The organism is Faecalimonas nexilis (assembly GCF_059731825.1).
Window position 1 is genome coordinate 2897740 of the sequence record NZ_AP029189.1, and the last position, 26867, is coordinate 2924606.

Genomic DNA, 26867 nt, shown 5'->3' on the forward strand with positions numbered 1-26867 from the left:
TCACACCTCGATTTCTTTTTGCATTGTAAAGGAATAAATAATCTTCTCTTTTACACATTTTCCTGTAAGCTGTTCCAATGCCCGCGCATAATAATCAAGCTGTGTATGATATTTTTCCCTCAATATCTCTTCTTTGAACACTCTGTCTGTCTTATAATCCAAAACAACCAATTCTCCATCTTCTTCAAACCAGACGTCGATGATTCCCTGAACGAGAACAGTTTCTTCCAGGCTTTCCCCTTTATAAAGTTCATCTGCATCTATTCCAAGAACAAAAGGCTGCTCTGCCCACAGTGTCCCCCGAACTGCCGCTCGATGCATTCTCTCTCCGACAGGTGTGTTTAAAAACCGTAAAATATCCTTCTCCCGAATCGAAGTACACATCTCCTCCGACAGCTTTCCGCTTCGTTTTTGCTCCTCGATCAGTTCCTTCAATGTCACTTCATCATACTTTTTCGAGAAATCAAGCAATTCCAGCAATCTATGATAAGCGCTTCCTCTTGATGCCCCGGTAAGCTCCTCCTCTTCCTGTAAAAATTTCGGAAGAAGGGGAACGACATCTGCCTCATCAAACACAAGTTCTCCGGCTTCTTCTTCCAAATAAGCACGTTTTTTCAGTTCTGATACCGTCATTTTTTGCTTCAGTTTTCGCTCACGCTCATATGGATATTGATACCCGAACTGTATTTCCAACTGTTCTTTCATCTGCTCATCATAGGTGCGAGTATCATCCCAGTTATGCAACAGCTCTTTCGTATACTGTCCGCTCAGCTCCTCTGCAACTTCCCCCGCGACAATCTCTCCGATTCCCATTTTGTATACCCGGATTGGCACATCACGATCATACAGCGGATTCATAAACGGCGCTCCTATATTGTACGTCTCTAAGATCGGTGCAAAGGAAGCATGACGGTAAAGTGCCGGAAGTACCCAGTCGAAATAGGAATTTGCTTTTGTCAGTCTGCTGAATGTAAGCTCCGTTTCCTCATGGCTGCGAAGCCCTTCATAACTTCTTATTTTCTGTTCCAAATTCGATATTGTCCCCGTCATAATGAGTTTTTCTTTCGCTCTTGTAAGTGCCACATATAAAACACGAAGTTCTTCGCCCGCATTTTCCATCAACACTTCTCTTTGAATCATCCGTTTCAACAATGTTGGTGCCTTCGTTCTTCTTTCTACATCCACCGCGTCAATTCCGACACCAAATTCAGGATGAATCACAATACTTCCTTTGATATCCTGTGTATTGAATCGCTTGCTCATGCCGGACACAAAGACAATCGGAAATTCTAAGCCCTTACTTTTGTGAATACTCATTAGCCTGACGGTGTCTGCCTGTTCATCCAAAACAGATGCCTCTCCATAGTCCACATCATATTTATGAAGCTGCTCGATATAGCGGATAAAATGGAATAATCCTTTGTAGCTGGTACTCTCAAAGCTCACTGCTTTCTCCACAAGCATCTCCAGATTCGCCTTTCTCTGTTCTCCGGAAGGTAAAGATGCCACATAATCTCCATATCCTGTCTCTTCTATGATGTCCCATAGCAATGCGTGAATAGCCGTATAAGGTACTTTTCTTCGGAATCTTTCGTACTTTCTCAACAAATCTGTGATCCGCTCTTTGAGATTTTCGTCACTTCCATTTTCCAAATAGAACAATGTCCGCTCATAGAATGTCTTTCCTTCCCCTTCACACTGTATATTCGCAAGCTCCTCACTCGTCAGCTTGCCAAAACAGGAGGTCAGCACTGCCGCAAACGGAATATCCTGTCTCGGATTGTCTAAAATCCGCAAATAGTCCAAAATTGTCCGAATTTCTCTCGTCTCAAAATACCCTTCCTTAGAACCGCTGTACGCCGGAATCCCCTCCCGGTTCAAAATATTCGTAAATACATCTGTCCATCCTTTCAGGCTCCGCGTTAAAATTACGATATCACTATATCTGGCAGTCCGGTATTCCCCCGTCTCCTTATCCAATACCATGTGATGACCGACAAGTTCTTTGATCCGCCTCGCCACAGCTCTCGCCTCCAGCTCCCGGTTCGTTTCCTCCATCTTTTGATCATCCTCATCCTCAAAATCCGTATCTACCAAAATAACTTCTGTCTCATTTCCAGCCTGTTCTTCATAGGCTGCTCCGACATAGAGCGCAGCTTTGTCATCATATGCGATGCCTCCAAGCCCTTTTGTCATGACCTGTTCAAAAATAAAGTTCGTACTGTCAAGTACCTCTCTTCTGCTTCGGAAATTTTTGTGTAAATCAATTCTCTGCTTGTCGCTCTCCTCCAGACTATATGTGTTGAACTTTTCCATAAAAAGCTCTGGTCTTGACAGACGGAACCTATAGATACTCTGCTTAACATCCCCCACCATGAAAATATTATAGCTTCCTTTAGAGACTTTGGATACGCTCGTCAGAATCGCCTCCTGAATCAGATTACTGTCCTGATACTCATCGATCATAACTTCCGCAAATCTCTCCTGATACTCTTTGGCAGCCTTAGACGGCACTAGTTTTCCGCCCTCTTCCAATGTCAAAATCCGCAGAGCAAACTGTTCCATATCTCCGAAATCAATCATATTTTTTCCAGTTTTCTTCTCCGCAAAGGTATCGGCAAAATCATTTACAAGCTGTGCAAGCACTTCCATATTCGATTTTGCCGAGAGCATATCCTGATACAATTCTTCGGGAGCGTCAAAAAAGTACTGTTCTACAACCGAAGCCACCGTCTTCTTGACTTCCTCCCGGACACCTTTCACATAGGCAGCCAGTTCTTCCGAAACACTCTTATCGCGGTTGGTTGCAAGCCTTGCCCATTTCACCTTAGAAATCAAGGTGGACATCTCCAAAAAGTCTTCTGCACTATTAATTTTTTCTATATTCTGCAAGTCTGCTTCCAGAGTCTCCCGATACATATACGGCCCATCTTCGCAGTCACATACTTGCAACCCTGATACAATAGTTTCTTTGAGATCTTTCATATAAGATCTGGTATTGCGCATAATATGTTCTACAAACTCTGACTCTGCCAGCTCCTGCAGACTGTCAAACTCATACTGTTCCACACACTCCCGCAGCCACTTTTTCGGATTCGGATAACTTCTTGAAAATTCATATAGCTGCAAAATAAGCTGTTCTAGTTTCTTATCGTCTCTTCCAGATGCAAAACACTCTACAAATTCCTGAAAAGTCTGACTCCCCTCTTCATAATACCTTTCTAAAAGCTCTTCCATCACGTCATGCTTAAGTAGTTTGAGTTCTCCTTCTTCGGCAATCCGAAATCCCGGATCCAGATCGATCGTATGGAAATAATCCCTTATGACAGAGAGACAGAAGCTGTGGATCGTCGTCACCTGTGCACTGTGAATCAATGTCGCCTGACGCTGCAGATGCACATTATCCGGATTCTCCTCCAGTGCTTTTTCAATTGCTGTACGTATACGTTCTTTCATTTCTGATGCTGCTGCCTCCGTATAGGTCACAATCAAAAGCTGATCTACATCTATCGGATTTTGATCTTTTGTAAGCCTCGTAATAATACGCTCTACAAGCACCGCAGTCTTTCCTGATCCGGCTGCTGCCGATACCAAAATATTTCGATCTCGCAGGTCAATAACTTGCTTTTGTTCCGGTGTAAATGTTACTCCCACTCTGACACCTCCTTTCTCATCTTCATAAGCGCCTCATCTTTTTTCAGTTTCTGCAGTCTCCGATATTCATATCCCGGAATTTTTTCTTCAAATCCGCAAATCGCCTTGTAAGGACAGTAACTACAGCCTGTCATCGTTCCAAGCTCATATGGGGACACCTCCGTCTCCCCTTCTAATATTCTTGTCCCAATCTGTTTCATCTGCTTCTTGGCATACTCTGAAATCAGCTCAAACTCTTCCTGTGTCGCTGTTTTGGATGCCTTTGACAGACTCCTGTCTTTATTTCGCCCGATCGGCACAACAAGTGAATTTCCGGATATCTCCCTATCCAAATGCCGCACCACTTCTTCCCTTGCATTCACCACGCCATCCAAACGCAGTTCTTTTAATATTTTCTTTTCCAGTTTTTCTTCATCTTTTTCCTTGTCCACGATTGGATCTTTCATCTGATAATAAAAAATCCCGGCAGGTATCACTGTTTTCCCGTGATTTTTTCTGCTCTCCAGTTCTAATGCCGTATTCAGATATAAAACGAGCTGCAACTGTAAGCCATAATACAATTCCCCCAGATCAAACGCTTTCGCCCCCGTCTTATAATCAATCACTTTGACATAGACATTGTCCTCATCCTCACAGATGTCAACCCTGTCAATCTTTCCACGCAGTCTCATTCGCCCATGTCCATCCAGCGCAATGTCCGATGTGGATAGTCCGGATGCTCCTCCGAAAGAAATCTCATACCCGCCCGGCATGAAATCGCCCTTCTCCAACTGTTTTGTCAGCGCCCAGACGGTGCGCCTCATCATACGTTTCAGACGTTTGATAATATATTCATTTCTCGCCGAGCTATAGAGGATTGTATTTCCATAATCCACAATACTTTCCTCCACACTTTCTTCAATCAGTTCTTCTCTTCTTACTTCCGGAAGCGTCGTCCATGTGTACCCCTCCGCCTCCAGTTTTTTTGCAAAATGTTCAATGGCACTATGGAAAATATTTCCCAGATCGATCGCCTGAAAAGTATATTCCTCACGTTCCCGCAAATTTAGCCCGTAAGATAAAAAATGAGCATAGGCACATGCCGAAAATTTTTCTAATCTGGTTACACTGTTCTCTAAAATAGTCCCATACAATCGTTGAGCTGTTCTTGTTGTAAGACCATCTTTTGGTTTTTCATAAAAACAAGCTTCCACTATCTGTTCTATTTTTTTTCGCCATTTTGGATTTTGTCTGTACCATGTATACAATTCCTGCCACTCAGTGCCCAATCCTTCGTGTTTTTTCTGTAACTTTTCAATCAGATATGCAAATCCGCTTTTCGGTGTCAATTCTTTTTTGTCTGGCTGACAATCTGCATCTTGAATTTCCATCTTTTTGTACATTCGCCGTAAATCCTGAATCAGGTATGCCGGGCGAAGTGTCTTTCCATCCGCAGAGACCTTACTATATGTCACATACAACTGTTCGGATGGTTTTGTCATCAGCAGATAGAGATAAAACTTCTGGATAAATGCTTTTTCTTTCGCTCCCGGAGCCAGTACCACTCCTCCTTTTTGGAACAGCTCCCTGTCATGCTCTGAGAGAATACCTCCCGCATTTTCTTTTCCTGGAATATACATGTCATTGGCTCCAAGCAAAAACACCGCCTTTATGTCCTTGATACGGGTTCTTTCAATATCCCCCGCCACAACCTGATCAAGACTTGGCGGGATCACACCAACCTTCGCCTCCTCAAGTCCTGCATCCAACAATTCACAATACTCTTTCAGCGCAATCTGTTCCTCTCCAAGCAACTCTACAAACTTATCAAATAATTCAATTACAATACGGTATACCTGTCCATATTCTTTTTCTAATGCAAGTTCTCCGTCATTTCCAAATCTAATTTCATATTCTTTTACCTTTTTTTGCAATTCTTCCTTCACAAGAAAGTCATACAGTGCTTTTGTGACTTCTGAGACCGTTTTGTTTCGTTTTGTTAATACCATTGTCACATCTTCCACTTGAATAAGGAAACGTTCTTTGATGTCATTAATACGTTCCAATTCCGTTTCCTCCATCCCTCTGGCTCTTCGAATCCATTTCTCCTGCCATTTTTTGTATCCACGGATTCCAAGTGCAATAACATAGTTCTCCACAATGTCAATCTCTTCGTCTGAAAACCCGGTCAGTCCCGTGCGCAGATAACGGAATACACTTTCATATGAAAAGTTCTGTTCCACCATCGCAAGAAGACTTCTGACGTATTCCACAAATGAATTCAACAAAATACTTCTTTTATGATCCATAAAGATCGGTATCTGATATTCTCCAAAAATCTTTTCAATCTGATTTCCATATGTGTTCAAGTCACTTGCAATGATTGCAATCTCCCGATAACGGTATCCTCTTGTCCGAGCCAGATTTCGAATCTTCTGCGCAGCAAAATCGACCTCTTCTTTCGGATTCTTCGCACAATAAACCTGAATACGATCCTGTTCCTTTTCATACTGCTCTTTTGAATAGCGGAACAGATGCGCCTCTAAAAATGCAAGCGCTGTATTCTCGCGGAATCGATAAATCGGTCTGTCATATAGATATATCGGCTCCTCTACATCTGTCTTTGTCTCTTTGGCAATTGTAATCAGGGAAGTCACCATCTGCTTGCTCAATGCAAACAGCTGGTATGGATGTTTATAAGAAAATGGATTCTCCTTTTGCTCCATTGTCACTGTAATCACAACCTTCTTGCAGACACCAAACAGTTCACGCAAAAGCTTATTTTGAACAGGCGTAAATCCAGTAAACCCATCCAGTACAACCACACTGTCTTTTAAAATCTTAGATTTCCCCACCACAGTACAAAGGACATCTAAAAGTTCTTCCCCTGTAATATATTTTTCTCTCAGATATTCTCGAAATCCATGGTAAATAGTCTTGATATCCTGCAATTTATAATAAAGATTAGAAGAGTCTTTCACCTCTTCTATCATCTGTTCCAACGTCTCTTCCTGTATATCATATTGTGTAAATTCCGATATAACCGACTTCACTTCCCCGATGTATCCGGTCTTTTTCAGATTACTTCCAAGTACGCGAAGCTCTGCCTCACAATCCCCCGCAATCTTTCTCAGCACAAAACTTTTCCCCACATCATCAAGAACTTTTCGCTGGTTTCCACCGGTCTCCTCAAAAATACGATGTGCAAGTCGTCCAAAACTCAGCACATCTACATTCATAATTCCTTTTCTCGGGCTTGCCATCACAAGATCTTTCTGTGTCTGCATGGTAAACTGTTCCGGCACAAGCACAATATAATTGGTCTCGGGATGCTCCAAAGATGCTTTTGTTACTTTTTCATATAAATAATGGGACTTTCCCGAACCGGGTGGTCCCATAATAAACTGTAATGCCATTCCTTCTATCCTTTCAGCTCTCTCAGATTTTGTTGGTAATACTGCTCTGCTTTTTCTCTGTCAATATTTCTCTCCTTTAGTATAAACAATCTGTTTTTAAGTTGCAATGCCTTTTACACTTGAATATTCGGGCAATATCAGCAAAGGACCATCCACCGCGGACAGTCCTCTTCTCTACATCATTCTCAATTTTTCACTCAATTCATTTCCAAGTATCATCTTTCCAATATAAAATACTTCACCTGTCACAAATATCTCCCAGTCCTCCTGAATCTCCACCTGCAACTCACCACCTGGCATGTGCACTGTCACACCCGGATTCGTAAGTCCAAGTTTATATGCAGCTGCCGCTGCAGCACATGCACTGCTGCCAGATGCAAGCGTATATCCCACGCCGCGCTCAAAGATTTCAATCCGAATATTTTCTTCATCAATCACCTGCATCACCTGTGTGTTGATCTTATTCGGAAAATATCTTGCAATCTCTGAATGATTTCCGATTTTGCACACGAGATGTTTCGACACTTCTTTCATCGGAATCACACAGTGTGGATTTCCGACAGACACACAAGTCGTCGGATACAGGTTTCTTCCGAACACCATGTCCTCATCGACCACTTCTCTTCGTTCCCCTGTAACAGGAATTTCGTCGCTCCAAAAAGATGCTTTTCCCACCGAAAGACGAATGCGGCTTCCATCTTCATTTAAGTAGAAAACCTCAATTTCTCCTCCCGGTGTCTGAAAATGAAAATTTCGTTTCTGTACATAACCGGCATCTTTTAAATATTTTGCAAAAATACGATCCCCATTTCCGCTCATTTCTGCCTTGCTTCCATCTGGATTCCAGATTCGAACACCCATCTGCTCTGTCTCAAAAACAGGACCTTCCAAAATCCCTTCCGCTCCTATACCATAATTGCGGTCACATAACAGTCTGACATTTTCTTCATTTAATTCCATTTCATTTTTATTTGGGTCAAATACAAGGTAATCATTTCCAAGTCCATGATATTTTTCTAATACAACGTTCATACATTCACCCTCCACGGCATTTTTACTACTTCTATCTTAACAGGCATTATATGTCACAAATACACAAATAATGCTTTCTATATTGCAAATAATGCTATATAATACTCTCATAGCAGGAGGGTTTGATATGGAACACTATGAAAAAAAAGGATATTTAAGCAGTGATTTCCGGTTGTTTCATCTGACAGACAGGAGTATTCCAAATATTAAATATCATTACCATGAATTTGATAAGATCACTATTTTAATCAAGGGAAATGTGCATTATACCATCGAGGGACGAACCTATCAGCTCGAACCTTACGATATGGTTCTTGTCCGCCATAATGAGATTCACCGCCCGGTCGTCGACACAACCACGCCATATGAGCGGATTATTATTTACATCTCTCCCACTTTTATTGAAAACTACCGTACACAGGACTACGACTTGGGATATTGTTTTCAAAAAGCAGCAAAAAAGGAATCCAGTGTGCTTCGGATTCCCACTCGTCAAAAAAGTATTTTGTTTCAGACAATCCAAAGATTGGAAGAATCCTTTTCCTCTGATGGCTATGCCAACGAACTCTACAGGCAAGTTCTTTTTTTAGAATTTATGATTCATCTCAATCGCGCGGCGCACGCAAGACAGCTTTTCTTTTTGGATACCGCCGTCTACAACGAAAAAATAGCGGACATTCTGCACTATATCAATGCCAATTTGTCCGCCCATCTTTCAATTGATGACCTCGCCTCAAGATTCTATCTAAGCAAATACTATATGATGCGCCTGTTCAAATCCGAGACCGGATACAGCCTCGGAAATTATATTACACAAAAACGACTTCTTTTTGCCAAAGACTTGATCCTACAGGGGTCTCCGGTTCTAGAAGCCTGTTTTGACTGTGGTTTTCAAGATTATTCTACTTTTTCCCGTGCTTATCGGAAGTGTTTTCATGAATCGCCACGTCAGACTTTAACTTCAGAATCATCACCGGTATCGGCGGATGATTGGGGCGATTGTAATAGGAACTCAGAATAACAAGATAATATTTTGTATCCAGGCATTTCAGAAATGACAGGATTGCATCCCGTTCCTCAAATCCGCTGTCCCCTCCGCTGTAAATGCAAAGACTCATCATGCCTCCCACCTTCAGCAGTCGCAGTCCCTGTCTGATTGCCTCTATACTTGTATCTGCTTTAGTCGCAAGCTGATGGTCACCGCCCGGAAGGTATCCGAAATTAAATACGATGCAGTCTACCGTTTCTTCCTTTGCATACTTCTGCATCTTCGCATGACTTTCCAGAAAAACATCTGCACGTTTTTCCATCTGATGTTCCAAAATCCGCTTTTTCGTATTTTCCACCGCTTCTTTTTGAATGTCGAATGCCAACACCCGTCCACACTCTCCTACAAGTTCACACAAAAAGAGCGTATCATTTCCGTTTCCGGCTGTCGCATCAATACAGAGATCTCCTTCTTTCACATGATTCTCCATAAAATGATGGCACCACTCTGTAATCTGATATCTTTTCATTTCTCTCACAGTTTCACTTTCTCATAGATTTCAATCGGAATGTACCCTTTTGCAAAAATACCTTCTTCCCGGTACTCTTCTTCTAACAGTTCCCCGTATTTTCGAATCAATTGTATCTTTCCCGCATCAGCATACGGATAAAGCTGCTCAATTAAAATTTTCTGTTCCCGCAAAACTTCTTCGATTACATTTTGCAGATTCTCTAATCCCTCACCAGTCTTTGCCGAAATATTCACAACATGATCTGCTTTAAAATCACGTAAAATAACCTCACCATCTACTTTATCCTGTTTATTAAACGCCGTGATAACCGGTTTATTCTTAACTTCCAGATTCATCAGTGTCTCATAGACAATATACATCTGCTCATCCATCTGCGGATTAGATGCATCCACCACATGCAGGATGATGTCTGCATATTTTGCTTCCTCCAACGTACTTTTGAAGGCTTCAATCAGATGGTGCGGCAGTTTTCGGATAAATCCAACTGTATCCGTCAGCAATACCTCTTGTTTACTTGGGAGTTTTAAGTTCCGGGTTGTCGGATCCAGCGTCGCAAACAGCTTATCTTCTTCCAGCACATCCGCCCCCGTCAGTGTATTCAAAAGTGTAGATTTCCCGGCATTTGTGTAACCGACAATCGCAATGACCGGAACTTGGTTTCTGCTTCTTTGCTCTCTTGTCACCTCACGGTGCCGCTTGACATCTTTCAATTCTCGGTTCAACTGGGCAATCCGCCCCTTGATCAGACGCCTATCCATCTCAAGCTTTTTCTCTCCCGGACCTCTTGTCCCGATTCCGCCGCCAAGTCTTGACAATGATTTTCCAAGTCCCACAAGACGCGACTGTCTGTATTTCAACTGCGCAAGTTCTACTTGAATTTTCCCCTCATTGGTCGACGCCCTGTTTGCAAAAATATCCAAAATAATGAGGGTTCGATCCATAATCTTTGTATTCAACGCATCTTCCATGTTTCCAAGCTGAATCGGCGATAATTCATCATCACAGATGATGCCCGTCGCCTCTGTCTCCCACAACAGGTCTTTTATCTCGTCCAACTTTCCTTTTCCGACATAGGTCACCGGGTGGATCTGTGACAGATTTTGAACAACACGCCCGACCGTCACTGCCCCTGCAGTTGACGCCAGTTCTTCCAGTTCATCCAGCGATTTCTCCGTATCATCATGATCATCCGTGCTGACTCCGACCAAAATGACCTTTTCCTTCACCTGTTTCAGTTCTATCATTTCCGCCATAAAGCCCTCCTATCTGGTCTCCAAAAATTCTGCTTCTTTTTCTGCCTTCGAGTCTCCAGGATACTGCTCGTTATACTCGCTCACTTTCTCTTTTGCATTGTCCCAGTCCCCCAACTTTTCATATGATACAACCGTGTTAAACAGCATCTCCTGTTTCATTGTATCAGAGCAATCCTCCATAGACATACCTTTTTCAAAGGCAGATACCGCTTCCTCATAATTTTCGATTTTCATATTACTGATACCGATAAAATTATATAACGTTGCCGTTTCTTCTGCCCCATTGTCCAATGCCTCCCCGAACGCATCAATTGCTTTTTCGAATTCTTCCATCTCAAAATATGCAATTCCCATTCCGCGGTATGCCTCATCTAAGTTCTTTTCTTCATCGATCTCCTTCTGAAAAGACTTGCTCGCCTCCTCATATTGCTTTTCTTCCAACTGAGAAACGCCTTCTTCCAAATAATTTGTTCCCATACAGCCTGTCAATAAAACTCCCGTCATGACAAGCATTGCTATTTTCCTTTTTTTCATCTCTGCTCCTTTTCTATTATGCCGGATTTTTAGATGCCCATGCAGCATTCACAATCGCAAGCACAATCACACATACTTCCCAAATGATCGCCCCCTTGATTGTTATCATTCCGCACAGCGCCAATCCCAATACGATTATTTTAATAAGAACCGCATAAACCGTGTTCTGCCTGATGACCTTCAACGTCTCCTTTGCAATACGGACTGCATCTACCAGCGCCAACGGTTCATCATCCATCAGGACAATATCCGCCGCTTCGATCGCTGCATCTGAGCCAAGCGCTCCCATAGCAATCCCTACGTCGGCTCTCGTGAGCACCGGCGCATCATTGATACCGTCTCCAACTGCTGCAAGACATTCCGTGTCGTCCTGCATATTCAAAAATTCTTCCAATCGCTCCACCTTATCCTGCGGAAGCTGATTTGCATAATAATAGTCTAATTCCAATTCCTCAGCCACTTCTTTTCCAGTAAACTGGGTATCTCCCGTCACCATCACAGCGACTGCCTGACAATGCTTTTTCAAATACATAATCATCTCTTTTGCATCTTTTTTTATCATATCTGAAACGACGATATAACCTGCATATTTCCCGTCAACCGCAATGTAAATTACGCTTCCTGACTTGTGTATTTCCTGAAACCGGATGCCTCTTTCTTCCATCAGTCTTGCATTTCCAACATACACTTTCTTTCCCTCGTAAATTGCTGTCAATCCATATCCCGGAATCTCTTCCATCTCAGTCATACGGGTCTTTTCAAGTTCTTTCCCATAAGCATTTTTCAAGGAAACAGCAATCGGATGATTCGAGTAGCTTTCCACATATGTTGCAATCTCCAATAATTCCTCCTCTGTAAGCCACTGTGCATGTACCTCCTGCACTTCAAAAACACCTTCCGTCAACGTTCCCGTCTTATCGAACAGAAAGGTGTTCACCTTCGCCAAAATTTCCAGATACACGCCTCCTTTTACGATTACACCTTTTTTAGCAGCGGAAAGAATCCCGCCTAAAAATGCTGTGGATACAGACATCCCAATCGCACATGGGCAGGCTGCCGCCAAAAATACAACAACTCTCTTCATTCCAGTCACATACTCATATGTCTTATCAAACAGACTTGGCAAAACAACAAGCATCGCTGCCGACGCTAATATCAAGCCTACATAAATCTGAATGTATCTTTGTACTTTGTGCTCACTTTCTGCCTTTTTCGTATCTACATTTTCTACGATATTCAAGATTCTTGACACCGTAGAATCATCATATGTATGAAGCACTTTGACTTCTATGGCGCCTGTCAGATTCAGACTTCCACTATATACAATTCCGCCCGGCTCTTCCTCACGCGGAATTGCCTCTCCCGTAATCATCTGTGTATCAAGCGAAGTTGTCCCCGAAACGACTATCCCATCTACCGGAACTCGTTCGCCCGGTCTGATCAAGATTCTGTCGTCCTTTTCAAGCTCTGACGGCTCTACCTGTATTTCTTCCCCATCTACCAGTTTATTTGCAAGGATTGCATGTACATCGATGAGTTCTCTGATTCTTCGTTTGGAGCGATCTATTGTGATCATCTCGATCAGATGTCCAACCTGAAAAATCAAGATCACCGCCACTGCCTCCACATAATATCCAACGGCAAACGCACAAATTGTAGTGATTACAAGCAGTACATTCCCATCCAGAAAAATTTTCTCCAAAAAATGTTCCGCAATCTTCTGAAACACACTGTACCCAGCCAGTAGGTACGCTGCAAAAAAACAGCCAAACGCAATGTCCGACGGCAAATGATAACTTCTGCTCAGCCAGACACTTCCCAAATACAACAAAAGTCCGCACACTGTCATGTACACATTATTACGTATTCTTTCCTTCATAACCTGCCCTCATCAAACAGCCTCTACTCTATTATATGCTCCATTCCCTGATTCAAGATGCTCTGTATATGCCCGTCTGCCAGCGAGTAAAATACCGTCTTTCCTTCTCTTCTATTCTTTACTAACTTCATCTGTTTTAATATTCTCAGTTGATGTGACACTGCAGATTGAGTCATTCCCACAACTTCTGCCAAATCACACACACACAACTCTGCCTGAAACAACACACATAAAATTTTTATTCTCGTCATATCTCCAAATACTTTGAAGAAATCTGACAATTCTCGTATCGTTTCTTCTTTCGGCATTCCGTCTTCAATCTGGTGTACCAGACTGTCATGCAAATGCGTTGTCCCACAACATTCTATTTCCGATTTTTCCATATCTTACTCCTTTCATATGACTCGACATTCATAGAACAATTATGAATGATGTACTCTGTTTGGTCAATACTTTCCTGCAAAATAAGTACGACTGTTCCCCTGACTCACCGCAGGACAACAGCCGCACTTCTTTTATTTCTTATATAAAATTCGGATGGAATTTAATACACAGAGCATCGCAACTCCTGTATCGGCAAACACTGCCAGCCACATATTTGCAAATCCCATAAGTCCAAGTATCATTACCAGAGCTTTCACAATCAGTGCAAACACAACATTTTGCATGGCAATCGCTCCGGTCGCTTTTGCAATTGCAACAGATTGCGGAATCGCTTCCATCGAAGATGTCATAAACACTACATCTGCCGCTTCAATCGCAGCATCCGCTCCACTTCCCATCGCGGCTCCGACATCTGCTCCAGCCAGCACCGGCGCATCATTGATTCCATCTCCAACAAACATAACAGCTCCGTTCTTTTGACGTATCTCCTTTAATTTTTCTACCTTATCCTCCGGCAAAAGCTGTGCGTACACTTCTTCTACACCTGCCTTTTTGGCTATGGCATCTGCACTTGTTTTGGCATCTCCTGTAAGCATTGCTGTTCGAAGTCCGTATTTTTTCATCTTTCTGATTGCACTAACGGAATCTTCTTTCAAAGTGTCCGCAATGACAAGATATCCTGCCAGCTCTCCATTTATCGCGACAAATACTTCGGTTCCATAAACGTCGCTCTCCATCATTTGCACATTCACATGATGCATTTCTAAAAGGGCTCTGTTTCCGCATAGCACCTCGCCGAGTTTCATTTGCGCACGGATTCCCTTTCCTGATATTTCTTCCACTTTTGATGGGCGTTCCAATTCTACAGAACGTTTTTTTGCTTCCTCCACAATACTGTTCCCAATCGGATGCGTGGATGTACTCTCACATCCTGCTGCAACTGCTAAGAGTTCTTCTTCCTTCCATGCCCCCAATGAAATACACTTCTGCACTTCAAAATTTCCTTTTGTAATAGTCCCTGTCTTATCCATGACAACTGCCTTGACCTCTTTTAACGCCTCCAAAGCAATTCCGCCTTTAAAAAGAATTCCCTTTTTAGATCCCGCGCCAATTCCGGAGAAAAATGCAAGCGGCACACTCAATACGAGCGCACATGGACAGCTTATAACGAGAAATGTGATTGCTGTATAAATCCAAAATTTCCAATCTCCCGTAATCAGTGAAGGGATAATTGCAGTTCCCAATGCCAGGATTACTACAAATGGTGTGTAGACCCTTGCAAATCTTGTAATAAATCGGTCTATCTTCGGCTTGCTTGCCGCCGCATTTTCGACAGACTGCAGAATCCGTGTAACCATAGAGTCGCCAAGTGTCTTTTCTACCCGAACCTTTAACATTCCGGAAGTATTGACACACCCTGAGATTACCCGGTCACCTTCGCCTGCTTTTACAGGAACCGGTTCACCTGTCACCGGCGCTGTATCGATGCGGCTCTCACCGCTTAAAATCACTCCGTCAAGCGGAATTCGATCTCCAACTCTCACAAGGAGCACGTCTCCGATCTGCGCTTCCTCTGCCGGAATCACTTCCACCTCATCTCCATGCAGAAGATTTACAACCTCCGGTCTCATGTCAACCGCATCCATAATCTGTCCACGGCTCTTTTCCACTGCAATATCTTCAAACAACTCTCCACACCGGTAAAACAGCATCACACCTACCGCCTCAGCAAAATCTCCAATTGCAAATGCCGCCAGCGTCGCAATACTCATCAGAAAGTTTTCATCAAACACGTGCCCCTTCTTCAGATTCTTCGCTGCCTGTAATACAATTTTCCCACCAAGAATCAGATAGGCTATAACAAATCCAATTGATGTCACTGTCGGATAAGAATCCTCAAATATCATCCCTGCTGCAAACAATACTGCACCTGCAAGAATACCTATTATCGCTTTTTGGTTCTCCTCCTGTTTTTCTTTGTGTACTTTTGACTCTTTTTGTTTTACCACTACCTCAGACTCTATCGATGCACAAATTTCCTGTAGTACCGGAAGAAGATCCTCTTGATGATTCGATGCAACTTTTAACTGCTTTGTCGCAAATGTGATCACCGCATCTTCCACTTCCGGCAATTCCTTAATCTTTCTCTCCATCTTCGCCGCACAGTTTGCACAACCAAGATTTTCTAAGATATATACTTTTTGCTTCGCATCCGATTGAACATGCGAATGACTTTCTTTATCACCACTCTCATGTTCATGGTCATGTCCGCATCCGCAGACTTCGTGTTCATGGTCGTGACCACATCCACAGGCTTCATGGTTATGATGATGTTGCTCTTTATGTTCTTCATGATTCTGTTTCATCTTTCTACCTCCTCATATGAGCGATTGTTCATATGTTCATATAACCATATTTTATGTGAAATGTCAAGATATCAATTAAAAAAAGTTGAAACATACGCCTTCCATTCGCATATCTCAACTTTTATTCTATGTTACATCTCTTTTCTCTACAATTCATCAATCTGCCAGTCGATCGGTTCCACTCCATTCGCCTCAAGGAATTGATTCGTCTTACTGAATGGTCTGCTTCCAAAAAAACCACGGTAAGAAGACAGTGGACTTGGATGTGGAGCTTCCAATATCAGATGCTTTGGGTTATTCAACATCGCTTTTTTCATCTGAGCCGGTCTTCCCCATAGAATAAACACAATCGGTCGATCCTGTGTATTCAACACACGGATTGCCGCATCTGTAAACTCTTCCCAGCCGATTCCTCTGTGGGAATTTGCCTGATGCGCCCGCACAGTCAAAACAGTATTGAGCATTAACACTCCCTGTTTCGCCCATTTCACAAGGTATCCGTGGTCAGGAATCGTGCACCCCAAATCATCATGCAGTTCTTTGTAAATATTTACAAGCGATGGTGGTATCTCCACCTCCGGCTTTACCGAAAAGCAAAGTCCATGCGCCTGATTATTTCCATGATACGGATCCTGTCCTAAGATAACCACTTTCACATCTTTTAAAGGTGTCAGATGAAATGCGTTAAATATGTCATTTGCCGGTGGAAATATTAATCTCGTCCGATACTCTTCGTTCACCTTCTCAAACAGCTGCTTATAATAGTCTTTTTTGAATTCATCCTTTAATGCTTCCAGCCAATCTCCGTTGATTGCCGCCATCTTTTCTTCCTCCTTACATTCTGACTGAAACGCCTTTCTCTCGCAAGTATTGTTTGACTTCTTTAATCTCTAATTCTTTAAAATGGAATAGAGATGCTGCAAGCGCCGCATCTGCCTTTCCTTCCGTCAACGCCTCATAAAAATGTTCCAGCGTTCCTGCACCGCCTGATGCGATGACCGGAATCGATACTGCTTCCGCAATCGCTCTTGTCAACTCCAGGTCATACCCTGCCTTTGTTCCATCTCCATCCATACTCGTTAAAAGAATCTCTCCCGCTCCGAGCGCACCCACTTTTTTTGCCCACTCAACCGCGTCGATACCGACATCGACTCTTCCACCATTTTTATAGATGTTCCATCCGGTTCCATCCGCTCTTTTCTTCGCATCAATTGCGACAACCACACACTGACTGCCGAATTTTTCTGCCGCTTCCCGTATCAACTCTGGACGATTGATCGCAGATGAATTGATTGAAATCTTATCCGCTCCTTCCCGCAAAAGTACTTTAAAATCTTCTACCGTCCGGATTCCTCCGCCAACTGTAAAAGGAATAAATACATTGGCGGCCACTTTCCGCACCATATCGACAACAGTTTCTCTCTCATCTGACGATGCTGTGATATCCAAAAATACAATCTCATCTGCTCCTGCTGCATCATATGCCTTCGCAATCTCAACCGGGTCACCGGCATCTATCAAATCTACAAAATTAACTCCTTTCACCACGCGCCCATTGTGCACATCCAAACAAGGGATTATTCTTTTCGTAAACATCTCTCTTCCTCCTAGCTAAGCTCTACAAAATTTTTCAAAATCCGAAGTCCCACATCACTGCTTTTTTCCGGATGAAACTGGCATGCAAACACATTATCCATTTCCACAGATGCATGGATGTGTGCGCCGTATTCTGTCGTCGCCTTCACAATTTGTTCCTCCTTGGCTTTCAGGTAATAAGAATGCACGAAATATACATATGCGTCCTCTTCAATTCCCCGAAAGAGTCTTCCGTCATTCTGAAGATGCAAAGAGTTCCATCCCATATGCGGAATCTTAAACCCTTCTTGATCCGGAATTCTGCAAACCTCTCCTTTTAAAATTCCAAGTCCTTTCACGCCTTCCGACTCGTCGCTTTTTTCAAACAAAAGCTGCAGCCCAAGACAAATCCCCAAAAAGGGAATCCTTTTTTCCACCACTTGATGAATAACCTCCACCAGACCATACTCGTTCAGATTCTTCATCGCATCTCCAAATGCCCCGACTCCAGGCAGAATCACTTTATCCGCAGCTAAAATCTGCTCTTTCTCGCGTGTGATCACAACATCCTGTCCCAACTTTTGTAATGCTTTTTCTACGCTTTTTATATTCCCCGCATCATAATCAATAATCGCTATCATATCACTTGTGCCCTCCTCTATTTTGCAGATAATTCAAACCAGAATTCCACTCCGTTTTCATAGTTGTTCACTCCATACTCATGATGGAACGATTCCATAATCGCCTTAACAATAGAAAGTCCGATTCCATTACCACCATATTCTCTTGTGTGCGCTTTATCCACTTTGTAGAATTTATCCCAAATGTGCCCGATATCCTCCTTTGGAATCTGTTTTCCGGTATTGAACACCGAAACTCTCGTCGTATCCGGCTCTTCTCCTTTTGAAATGCGAATGTCAATCAGCATCTGCCCCTCTACATGATTCAATGCATTACTCACATAGTTTCGAATAACCTGCTCTGCCTTGAACTCATCCGCCCAGACATACGCAGGTTCATTCTGCGTAAAATGCACTGTGGCATTCTTCTGCTGTATCAGTATCTCACAGCTTTGCACTACTCCGCGAATCAGTTCCGCGATGTCAAAACGCTCAAAAGACACTTCCTCTTCTCCAAATTCCAACTGGTTCAATGTCAGCAGATTTTTCACCATACGGTTCATCTTTCCTGCTTCGTCCATAATCACGTCACAATAAAACGCCCGACTCTCCGGATCATCCGAGATTCCCTCTTTCAGTCCTTCCGCATACCCCTGTATCAAAGCAATCGGTGTCTTTAATTCGTGAGATACATTTCCAAGGAACTCATTTCGCATATTTTCCATCTTTTCTTTTTTCTCAATATCTTTTTGCAATTCATAATTGGCTTTTTTCAGCATCGAAATGGTCTGCTCCAGTTTCTCTGACATCGCATTAAAGTTCTCTCCAAGAACTCCAATCTCATTATCTCCGCCGCTTGTATATTTCGCATCAAAATCCAAATCCGCCATTCTCTTCGACAAAACTGCCAGTTCCATGATCGGATCTGCAATCCTTTTAGAAAAATACCATACCAAGACGGTGCTGATCAGTACAACTACAACCACAATGTAAGATAAAAATTTATTCGAGAGCGCCACACTTTCCCGAATACTCTCCAGCGGACTTCTTAAAATAAATGTACTTCCATCTTCCAGATATCCCCACATCTCGATATATTCGTACCCACTTTGCACATCTTTTGCACTGTGAATCTGATAGGTATCGCTCTCCTTTAAAAGCGTCCCGTTCTCCTGATTCCGCCCTAGCATATAACCAATCAGCTGCATGACCAGTTCATCACTTTTCTGTTCATTCTGCGCAATCGAAAGACGGACTTTCTCTTTTCCTGAAACAACAGCAAGCGTAATATTACCAATCTCAACCATCTCGCTCAATTCTTCTACCGTGCTGTCAGATGTCAATTTCCCTTTCTCAGAAGCTGTTTTTAACTTTTCATATACCTCTGTCAGACTCGCCTGTTTATTCAGGATATAATACTGTCCGAGAAATTTTGCATTCACTCCAAGTGAAATCAAAAGAATTGCCACTACCAGCCCGATAAATATGACTGAAATCTGACGTTTAATTGATCCTCGCATTATTCCACCTCAAACTTATATCCCATTCCCCATATCGTCTTAATATAATTTCCTTTTTCTCCCAGCTTGCTTCTCAGTTTTTTCACATGGGTATCAATTGTCCTCGCATCGCCAAAATAATCATAATCCCACACATTGTTCAGTATCTTTTCTCTGGACAATGCCATCTTCTGATTTTCCACAAAATATGTTAAAAGTTCAAACTCTTTCACACTCAGATCAATCGGTACATCATCAATCTTTACAAGATGTGCTGCTTTATCAATCACAATGACCCCGGCATCAATCAAATCTTCAGAAGCCGCTGCTCTTCCTCTTTTTAAGATTGCATTCACTCGCGCAACCAAAATCTTCGGACTGAACGGTTTTGAAATATATTCATCCACTCCAAGTTCAAATCCCTGCAGCTCGTCCCGTTCTTCCCCGCGTGCTGTCAGCATGATAATCGGAACCTGAGACAGCGCACGCACCTCTCTGCACACTTGCCATCCATCCATTCTAGGCATCATCACATCAAGAATAATCAAAGCGATATCCTTATTCTCATAAAAAATATCCATCGCTTCCATCCCATCAGCAGCTTCTATAATAATATGTCCCTCTCTCTCTAAAAAATCTTTTACCAGTTTTCTCATTCTGCTCTCATCATCTACAACCAATATTTTCAATTTTTCCATATATCTTCACCTCGTTTAATATTCTCTTTTTATCATACCAAAGATTTATGTCAACTTTGTGAAACAATAAATGGCAGTCAGAAAACTCCTTTTTTTAGTTTTTCCAACTGCCATCTGCCCTTTACTATATTTTATACCCTCGGTAGGAATACAGAGAACATCGTTCCCTTTCCAACAATCGAGGACACTTTAATGTATCCACATTGTTCTCGTATAATATGTCTCGCAAGATAGAGACCAATTCCAAGACCTTCCTGCTCTTTTGCCTCTTTTGTGCGATAAAATTTCTTAAAAATCGCCTCTGTCTCTGTATAATCAATTCCCATTCCATTGTCCGTAATATCTACTCTCGCATACATATCATACTGCATCACACTTACTTTGACCATGGAATTCGGTTTTGAATACTTAATTGCATTTTCCAAAATATTCGAAAGCGCCACGAGCGTCCACGGATAATCAAACACCGCCTGAATCTTCTTTTTCTTATATTGAATTGCAATTCCTTTTTTCTCTGCCAATGGAAGCAATTCCTGACTCACTTCACATAAAAGATTCCCAAGATTCTGTGATTTCGGCTCAATAGAATTCAATCCACTCTCCAGCACAGAAATTCTCACAACTGCCTCCAACATCATATTCAAGCGTTCCCCCTGTGCACTGATGCGCTCTGCAATCTTTCTGCTGTCATCTGAGAGATCTTTCTGCTCAACCAGCATATCAGAATACATCTTCACATCTGCAAGTGGTGCCTGCGTCTGAAAAGCAACTTCTGCAATCAATGACTTGATCCTGTCTTTTTTTTCTTTTGCACGTCTGTTTCTCACAATACATATTTTCAGATACTGATTCATCTTAACTTCCAGATCCGAAAACACAGAGCCATCCGGCCTTTTTGATTTCAATGTTCCTTTTGTTGCATCATCAATCATCGTTGTCAGATTCTCGATGAGATTCTTCATACTTCTTCTCTGTAAAAATACGACCAACACACAGATGACAACTACAATCTGAGCAATTACAATAGCAATAATACTTATCTTATCCATTTATCCTGATACCCCTTTTTTGCATTTTCCCCTGTAAAAAAATTATAGCACTACTTGTAAACATATGCAAATAAAACCTCAGCATATGCTGAGGTTTTGAAATGGACCTGAGGGGAATCGAACCCCTGTCCGAAAGCCCTTCCATCGAGGCATCTCCCATCACAGTCATTATTTTGACATTCCCTCCATCAGCCGCCTAATGACAGGCTTCTGATCTCAGTAGCTTCATAAATTCTTCCATCCCCTCAAAGCTTTGGAAACGAAGTGCCTCACCTCGTTGAAGCCGGTGACTTAAGCAGTGAGCGACTTAAGGCCGACTGCTGCCACTAGGCAGCGTACGCTAAATTTTCGTCTGCGTTTAATTTTAAAGTACGGATTGTTATGCGGTCCCGCCCCGCAGATGGCTTCCCAAACTTCTGAACCCCCGTCGAAACCAGTACAAGCCCTAATTCAGCATTGTCGTGGTTCGCAAACGTAGTATTCATTATATGCCACCTTTTTTACCTTGTCAAGGCTGGATACAATAATCCTTCCTATCTCACCCCAAATTTATAAACCGTAGTCGTGTCATACGCCTCACCTGCACGACAGATTGGGCTTACAAAGTTCTCATGATTCACTGCATCCGGGAAATACTGTGTCTCAAAACAGACTGCGTGGTGTTTTTGATAGATTGCGCCCTCTTTTCCACACTCATCCTCTACAAAATTGGCTGTATACATCTGCACTCCAGGAAGGTCTGTATACACTTCCATCTCAATCCCCGTTTTATCAGAATAAAGTGTTGCAACCTTTCCAACTCCGTCACGTGGCTTTAACACCCAGTTATGGTCATATCCATTTCCGAAATTCAATGCCTCGTAATCTTCTTCAATATCTCTTCCAATCGTCTTTGGCACACGAAAATCCATTGGTGTCCCGTCTACGGAAACGATCTCTCCGGTTGGAATCGACGTTGCATCCGCTCTCGTGTAAGCATCCGCATCAATCCATACTTCTTGATCTAACACCGAACCGGATTTATGTCCGGACAGATTAAAGTAACTATGATTTGTCATATTGATGATCGTATCTTTTGTCGGCACTCCATGATACTGAATTTTTATTTCATTGTCATCTGTCAACGTATAAGTCACTTCAATGCCCAATTCACCCGGATAATTCTGATCGCCATCCGGACTGTGCAATGCGAATGTAATGCTGTTCTCCGTCTGTTCTTTCACTTTCCACACACGGAAACTATAAAAATCCAACCCGCTGTGAAGATTGTTTTCACCGTCATTTTTATCCAGATTATATTTTTTCCCATTCAGCACAAATGATGCACCACCGATGCGGTTCGCGCTCCGGCCCACCGTAGCTCCAAAAAAAGTAGCTCCTTCTTCATATTGCTCTGCCGTGTCATATCCAAGTACCACATCACAGAGACTGCCATCCCTGTCCGGCACAAGGACCGCATGGAGCGTTGCCCCCAGATCAGTCACCCCGATCATCATGCCGTTCTTGTTCGTAAATGTATATAATAAAGCAGCATCACCTTTGCTGTTCGCTCCAAATGCTCTCTGTTCCATTCTGTTCTCATCCTCTCCAAATGCCTACAGTGTCTCTATGAACCGTTTGAATGCAATTCTTCCCTCTTCTGTACATTTATAGACACCTGCATCTTCCAAAACATTGGTAAATACAATTCCAACTTCTTTTTCCAAAATTTCCATTACATTTTCCTTTGTAAATCCGTCATATTTTCCTCGGAATGTCTCTACCCAGTCTGCATGTTTTTCAATCTTTTCATTCTCTCTGATATTTTTGCCTTCCACAAGATAATCTGCAAGGATTTCCATCTCTTCTTTCAGACGAGACGGAAGCACTGCAAGTCCCATTACCTCGATCAGACCAATGTTCTCTTTTTTGATATTATGCCACTGTGCATGTGGATGATATACTCCAAGCGGATGCTCTTCTGTTGTAATATTGTTGCGGAGCGCAAGATCCAGCTCATATGTATCCCCAACTTTTCTTGCGATTGGAGTGATCGTGTTGTGTGGCTCTCCATCTGTGTTCGCAAATACAAACGCCGCTTCGTCTGTGTATCCTCGCCATGCATCTAAAATGTGTGCTCCGAGTTCAATTAAACGCGACTCATCTGTACTTCTCAATCTCAATACAGACAATGGCCATTTTACAATTCCAACTTCTACATCTTCAAAGTTTTTGATTGTAAATGTCTCTTCCATCGGCGCTTTTGCCATTGCAAATGTATAATTTCCTCCCTGGAAATGGTCATGACTCAAGATAGAGCCTCCTACAATCGGAAGGTCTGCGTTTGATCCCAGAAAATAATGTGGGAACAATTTTACAAAATCAAATAATTTTACAAATGTCTGTTTTTCAATTTTCATCGGCGTATGCTCACCATTAAATACGATACAGTGTTCATTATAATATACATATGGCGAATACTGGAATCCCCATGCGCTGTCATTCACTGTGATCGGGATAATACGGTGGTTTTCTCTCGCCGGATGGTTCACACGACCTGCATATCCTTCATTCTCCACACAGAGCTGACATTTTGGATAACTACTTGCCTTTGCATTCTTCGCAGCCGCAATCGCCTTTGGATCTTTCTCCGGTTTTGATAAGTTGATTGTGATATCAATCTCACCATAAGCGCTGTCCACTTTCCATTTGCGGTCTTTTTTCACTCGGTAGCGACGGATATAATCGCTGTCCTGACTCAATTTGTAGAAATAGTCTGTCGCCTCTTTTGGAGAAACCTCATATCTTTTTGCAAACTCAGCCTGTACCTGTGCCGGGCGTGGTGTCAGACAGTTCATAATCTTTGTGTCAAACAGGTCTCTGTACACAATGCTGTCTTCAATAATTCCCCTTTTACATGCCTCATCAAGTAACCCTGCCAGAACTGTTTCAAGTTCAATTGTCTCATCATGAATATCCGTATCTTCATAGTTTTCTTCGTGAAAAAGATCCAACAACAGATTCGTTGTATAAATACGTTCGCACTCCGGCGTCAATCCTGTGTCAATTCCATACTGTACTAATTTTTTAATATTTTCAAATAACATTTTTTTCTCTCCTGCTTATTTTAAAATTTTTGCTCCATCTCCGATGTCTACTACATAAAATTCCGCTTTGTGTCCCACTCTCTCCTCATACTGTGCTCCGACAGTCTCGATGAAATGATCCACTGCATCATTTTTCACAATACTTACTGTACATCCGCCGAATCCGCCTCCTGTGATACGTGATCCGATTACGCCCTCGATTGACCATGCGAGATCCACCAAAATATCAATCTCTTCACAAGATACCTCATAATCATCTCGAAGCGATACATGAGATGCATTCATCAGCTTTCCAAATGTCTCAATATCATCTGCTTTGAGCGCTTCTACCGCCTTGATCGTTCTTCGGTTCTCATACACCGCATGCTTTGCTCTTTTCTGTCTGATCTCAGACTGGATTGCATCTTTATGCGCCTCAAATTCCTCCTCTGTCAGATCACCAAGCGTCTGGATACCCAACACTTTCTGCAGTTCTCTTAAGGCAGTCTCACATTCATTTCTTCTGTCATTGTATGCAGAGTCCACAAGGCTGTGTTTTACTTTACTGTTTACAATTACAATTTTTGCATCTTCAAGCACAACCGGTGCATATTCATACTGCAGCGTATTGGTATCCAGGAAAATAGCATTGTCTTTCTTTCCCATCGCGCTTGCAAACTGATCCATAATTCCACAGTTGCAGCCATTAAAGTTATTTTCTGAATACTGCCCAATCTGCGCGATCTCAACCATCGTCAAGTCGTCAAATGCAAACATATCCTTCAAAAGCACTCCTGTCAGAACTTCCAACGATGCAGATGAAGAAAGCCCTGAGCCGTTCGGAATATTTCCGTAAATCAGAATATCAAGTCCGTTTGTAAGCTTATATCCACGTTTTTCAAATGTCCACATAACTCCCTTCGGATAATTCGTCCATCCTGCTGCCTCTGACGGAACCAGATCATTCAGGCTTGACTCGATCACACCGAGAGATTCAAAATTTGCAGAGTACAGTCTCAGCCTGTCATCTTCTCTCTTTCTTGCAATCGCATATGTACCTAATGTCAACGCGCATGGAAACACATGCCCTCCGTTGTAGTCTGTGTGTTCCCCGATCAGATTCACACGCCCCGGTGCAAAATACGCCCGGATATCCCCTTCTGGTCCAAATAATTGTTTGAATTGTTCTACCAGTCTCGCTTTCATTCTTCTTCTCCTTTTTTTATTTTAATATTTTTGTTTTAAAACACCTTATTTGTTATTTATTATATCACATTTTCCTATACTGTAAAGCTTTAATAACTCAATTTTAGAACAATATCCTGTGGATAATCTCCAAAGCCGTCCCCAAATATATTAATTCCGCCTTTGTGTGCTGCATCCTCCTTAATTCCGATCTTCACCGAAATATAATCCTTGTCAGAAAGGTTGTATTTTTCCAGTCCGGCATCAGAAATCTTTTCACCGTCCAGAAAGCTTCCGTCCTTTTTTACACACCAGTTCTTTAACATGCCATACTGGGTCTTATCCGATGACCACCATGCCGGATTCAGCTTCCCGCGTCTTCCGCCAAAATCGCTCGGACTTTCCCACGTTCCAACCTCAACGTCATTGATCCACAGTGTAATATCAGAAGGCCAGTCCATATTGTACTCATGGTCTTCCGAACATATTTCTGCGGACACCTCCACTTTCCTGAGTGTTTTCTTTTTTAATGTCACATTTGGAAAACGGTATTCCAAATATCCATTTCCAAACCAAATGAGCTTTGCATTTACCCTTGCAGGATTATAAAATACCGAAGCCTCATCTTCCACATCAATGTACCCGTCCTGAGATACTATTCCGCAAGTCGGCTCCACATGGTAATCCACATAATTTCCGATTGGCATGCGGATCTCATCGATTTCTCCTTCTTCCTCCTGCTGTAAGTCAATAAAAATTCCATCTACTTTCTTTCTGCAGATTTTCATAGATCCTCTGACTGCTGCCCGAAGTTCTGTCTCAATCAGTCCAGCTTCCTCAAGAACCCGAACATGCAGCGCTGCCGAAGATGCCGGTATCTGTAAACATTCGGCAATTTCATTTACATTATAAGCTCTTTCTTCCAGTTCACTCAAAATCCGGAGTCTCAATTCCGATGACAATGCTTTTCCAATTAATGCAAGCTGTTCTTTTTGGCTCAAATTATACTTTTCCGTTCTATCCATCTTTCTTTCCTCTTTAATGCACTATATTTATTATTTTATACCAAAAATCTTGTTATATTTATTTTAACTTTTCTAGTGACCATCGTCAATTATAAATGTTATAATATCTCCAAGAACAAAAGACAGGTGATGCA

At 42.3% G+C, this 26867-nt stretch carries 20 protein-coding genes and 1 other RNA gene; 1 reads left to right on the forward strand and 20 read right to left on the reverse strand.

The genetic code is table 11. The features are described 5' to 3' along the window. The 3 genes from addA to dapF form a co-directional block, all read right to left on the reverse strand. Positions 1-3654, reverse strand: a complete 3654-nt coding sequence (gene addA / locus AC6I5B_RS14570) for a helicase-exonuclease AddAB subunit AddA (protein ID WP_497773430.1) — start codon at positions 3652-3654, stop codon at positions 1-3. Beyond that, positions 3645-7049 carry a helicase-exonuclease AddAB subunit AddB gene (addB, locus tag AC6I5B_RS14575; RefSeq protein ID WP_071144456.1) on the reverse strand — a complete coding sequence of 1135 codons (3405 nt, stop codon included), beginning with the start codon at positions 7047-7049 and terminating at the stop codon, positions 3645-3647. The genes addA and addB overlap by 10 nt, the downstream gene beginning before the upstream one ends. A 174-nt stretch (positions 7050-7223) precedes the next feature. Next, the gene (gene dapF, locus AC6I5B_RS14580; protein ID WP_004614835.1) at positions 7224-8081 is read right to left on the reverse strand and encodes a diaminopimelate epimerase; all 858 of its coding nucleotides are present in this window, start codon (positions 8079-8081) and stop codon (positions 7224-7226) included. 127 nt (positions 8082-8208) lie between these two features. Here dapF and AC6I5B_RS14585 point away from each other — a divergent pair, with 127 nt between their 5' ends. After that, on the forward strand, positions 8209-9102 hold the full coding sequence (locus AC6I5B_RS14585; protein WP_117787691.1) for an AraC family transcriptional regulator: 894 nt from the start codon (positions 8209-8211) through the stop codon (positions 9100-9102). Here the strand turns inward: AC6I5B_RS14585 and mnmM are convergent. The 17 genes from mnmM to AC6I5B_RS14670 form a co-directional block, all read right to left on the reverse strand. After that, a complete protein-coding gene (gene mnmM / locus AC6I5B_RS14590) occupies positions 8984-9598 on the reverse strand; it encodes a tRNA 5-(aminomethyl)-2-thiouridylate-methyltransferase MnmM (RefSeq protein ID WP_022251118.1) in 615 nt (204 codons plus the stop codon). The two genes, AC6I5B_RS14585 and mnmM, sit on opposite strands and share 119 nt — an antisense overlap. Before the next feature lie 5 nt (positions 9599-9603). Next, complete coding sequence (hflX, locus tag AC6I5B_RS14595; protein ID WP_004614838.1) at positions 9604-10854, reverse strand: GTPase HflX; 1251 nt, start codon at positions 10852-10854, stop codon at positions 9604-9606. A gap of 9 nt (positions 10855-10863) precedes the next feature. Then, positions 10864-11388, reverse strand: a complete 525-nt coding sequence (locus AC6I5B_RS14600; protein WP_071144457.1) for a tetratricopeptide repeat protein — start codon at positions 11386-11388, stop codon at positions 10864-10866. 16 nt (positions 11389-11404) lie between these two features. Further along, entirely contained in the window at positions 11405-13267 is a 1863-nt protein-coding gene (locus AC6I5B_RS14605) for a heavy metal translocating P-type ATPase (RefSeq protein WP_144167181.1), read from the reverse strand. 23 nt (positions 13268-13290) lie between these two features. Further along, on the reverse strand, positions 13291-13650 hold the full coding sequence (locus AC6I5B_RS14610; protein ID WP_004614841.1) for an ArsR/SmtB family transcription factor: 360 nt from the start codon (positions 13648-13650) through the stop codon (positions 13291-13293). 132 nt (positions 13651-13782) lie between these two features. Beyond that, the gene (locus tag AC6I5B_RS14615) at positions 13783-16017 is read right to left on the reverse strand and encodes a heavy metal translocating P-type ATPase (protein ID WP_497773431.1); all 2235 of its coding nucleotides are present in this window, start codon (positions 16015-16017) and stop codon (positions 13783-13785) included. 146 nt (positions 16018-16163) lie between these two features. Continuing rightward, the gene (locus tag AC6I5B_RS14620; protein WP_004614844.1) at positions 16164-16838 is read right to left on the reverse strand and encodes a uracil-DNA glycosylase; all 675 of its coding nucleotides are present in this window, start codon (positions 16836-16838) and stop codon (positions 16164-16166) included. A 13-nt stretch (positions 16839-16851) separates the two neighbouring features. Then, positions 16852-17613 carry an imidazole glycerol phosphate synthase subunit HisF gene (gene hisF / locus AC6I5B_RS14625; RefSeq protein ID WP_004614845.1) on the reverse strand — a complete coding sequence of 254 codons (762 nt, stop codon included), beginning with the start codon at positions 17611-17613 and terminating at the stop codon, positions 16852-16854. A gap of 11 nt (positions 17614-17624) precedes the next feature. Then, positions 17625-18233: an imidazole glycerol phosphate synthase subunit HisH gene (hisH, locus tag AC6I5B_RS14630; protein ID WP_004614846.1), complete on the reverse strand. Its 609-nt coding sequence runs from the start codon at positions 18231-18233 to the stop codon at positions 17625-17627. Between the two features lie 17 nt (positions 18234-18250). Then, the gene (locus AC6I5B_RS14635) at positions 18251-19732 is read right to left on the reverse strand and encodes a sensor histidine kinase (protein WP_004614847.1); all 1482 of its coding nucleotides are present in this window, start codon (positions 19730-19732) and stop codon (positions 18251-18253) included. Then, positions 19732-20409, reverse strand: a complete 678-nt coding sequence (locus tag AC6I5B_RS14640) for a response regulator transcription factor (protein WP_004614848.1) — start codon at positions 20407-20409, stop codon at positions 19732-19734. Before AC6I5B_RS14640 ends, AC6I5B_RS14635 begins: the two co-directional genes overlap by 1 nt. A gap of 131 nt (positions 20410-20540) precedes the next feature. Beyond that, on the reverse strand, positions 20541-21458 hold the full coding sequence (locus AC6I5B_RS14645; RefSeq protein WP_022251124.1) for a sensor histidine kinase: 918 nt from the start codon (positions 21456-21458) through the stop codon (positions 20541-20543). A gap of 99 nt (positions 21459-21557) precedes the next feature. Beyond that, positions 21558-21904, reverse strand: a transfer-messenger RNA (tmRNA) gene (ssrA, locus tag AC6I5B_RS14650). A gap of 87 nt (positions 21905-21991) precedes the next feature. Next, entirely contained in the window at positions 21992-23029 is a 1038-nt protein-coding gene (locus AC6I5B_RS14655; protein ID WP_004614852.1) for an aldose epimerase family protein, read from the reverse strand. A 24-nt stretch (positions 23030-23053) separates the two neighbouring features. After that, positions 23054-24544 carry a UDP-glucose--hexose-1-phosphate uridylyltransferase gene (galT, locus tag AC6I5B_RS14660; protein ID WP_004614853.1) on the reverse strand — a complete coding sequence of 497 codons (1491 nt, stop codon included), beginning with the start codon at positions 24542-24544 and terminating at the stop codon, positions 23054-23056. Positions 24545-24559: 15 nt separating this feature from the next. Further along, positions 24560-25729, reverse strand: coding sequence for a galactokinase (locus AC6I5B_RS14665; RefSeq protein WP_004614854.1), 1170 nt, complete (start codon positions 25727-25729; stop codon positions 24560-24562). 89 nt (positions 25730-25818) lie between these two features. Continuing rightward, positions 25819-26733, reverse strand: coding sequence for an ArsR/SmtB family transcription factor (locus AC6I5B_RS14670; protein ID WP_004614855.1), 915 nt, complete (start codon positions 26731-26733; stop codon positions 25819-25821). Between the last annotated feature and the right edge of the window lie 134 nt (positions 26734-26867).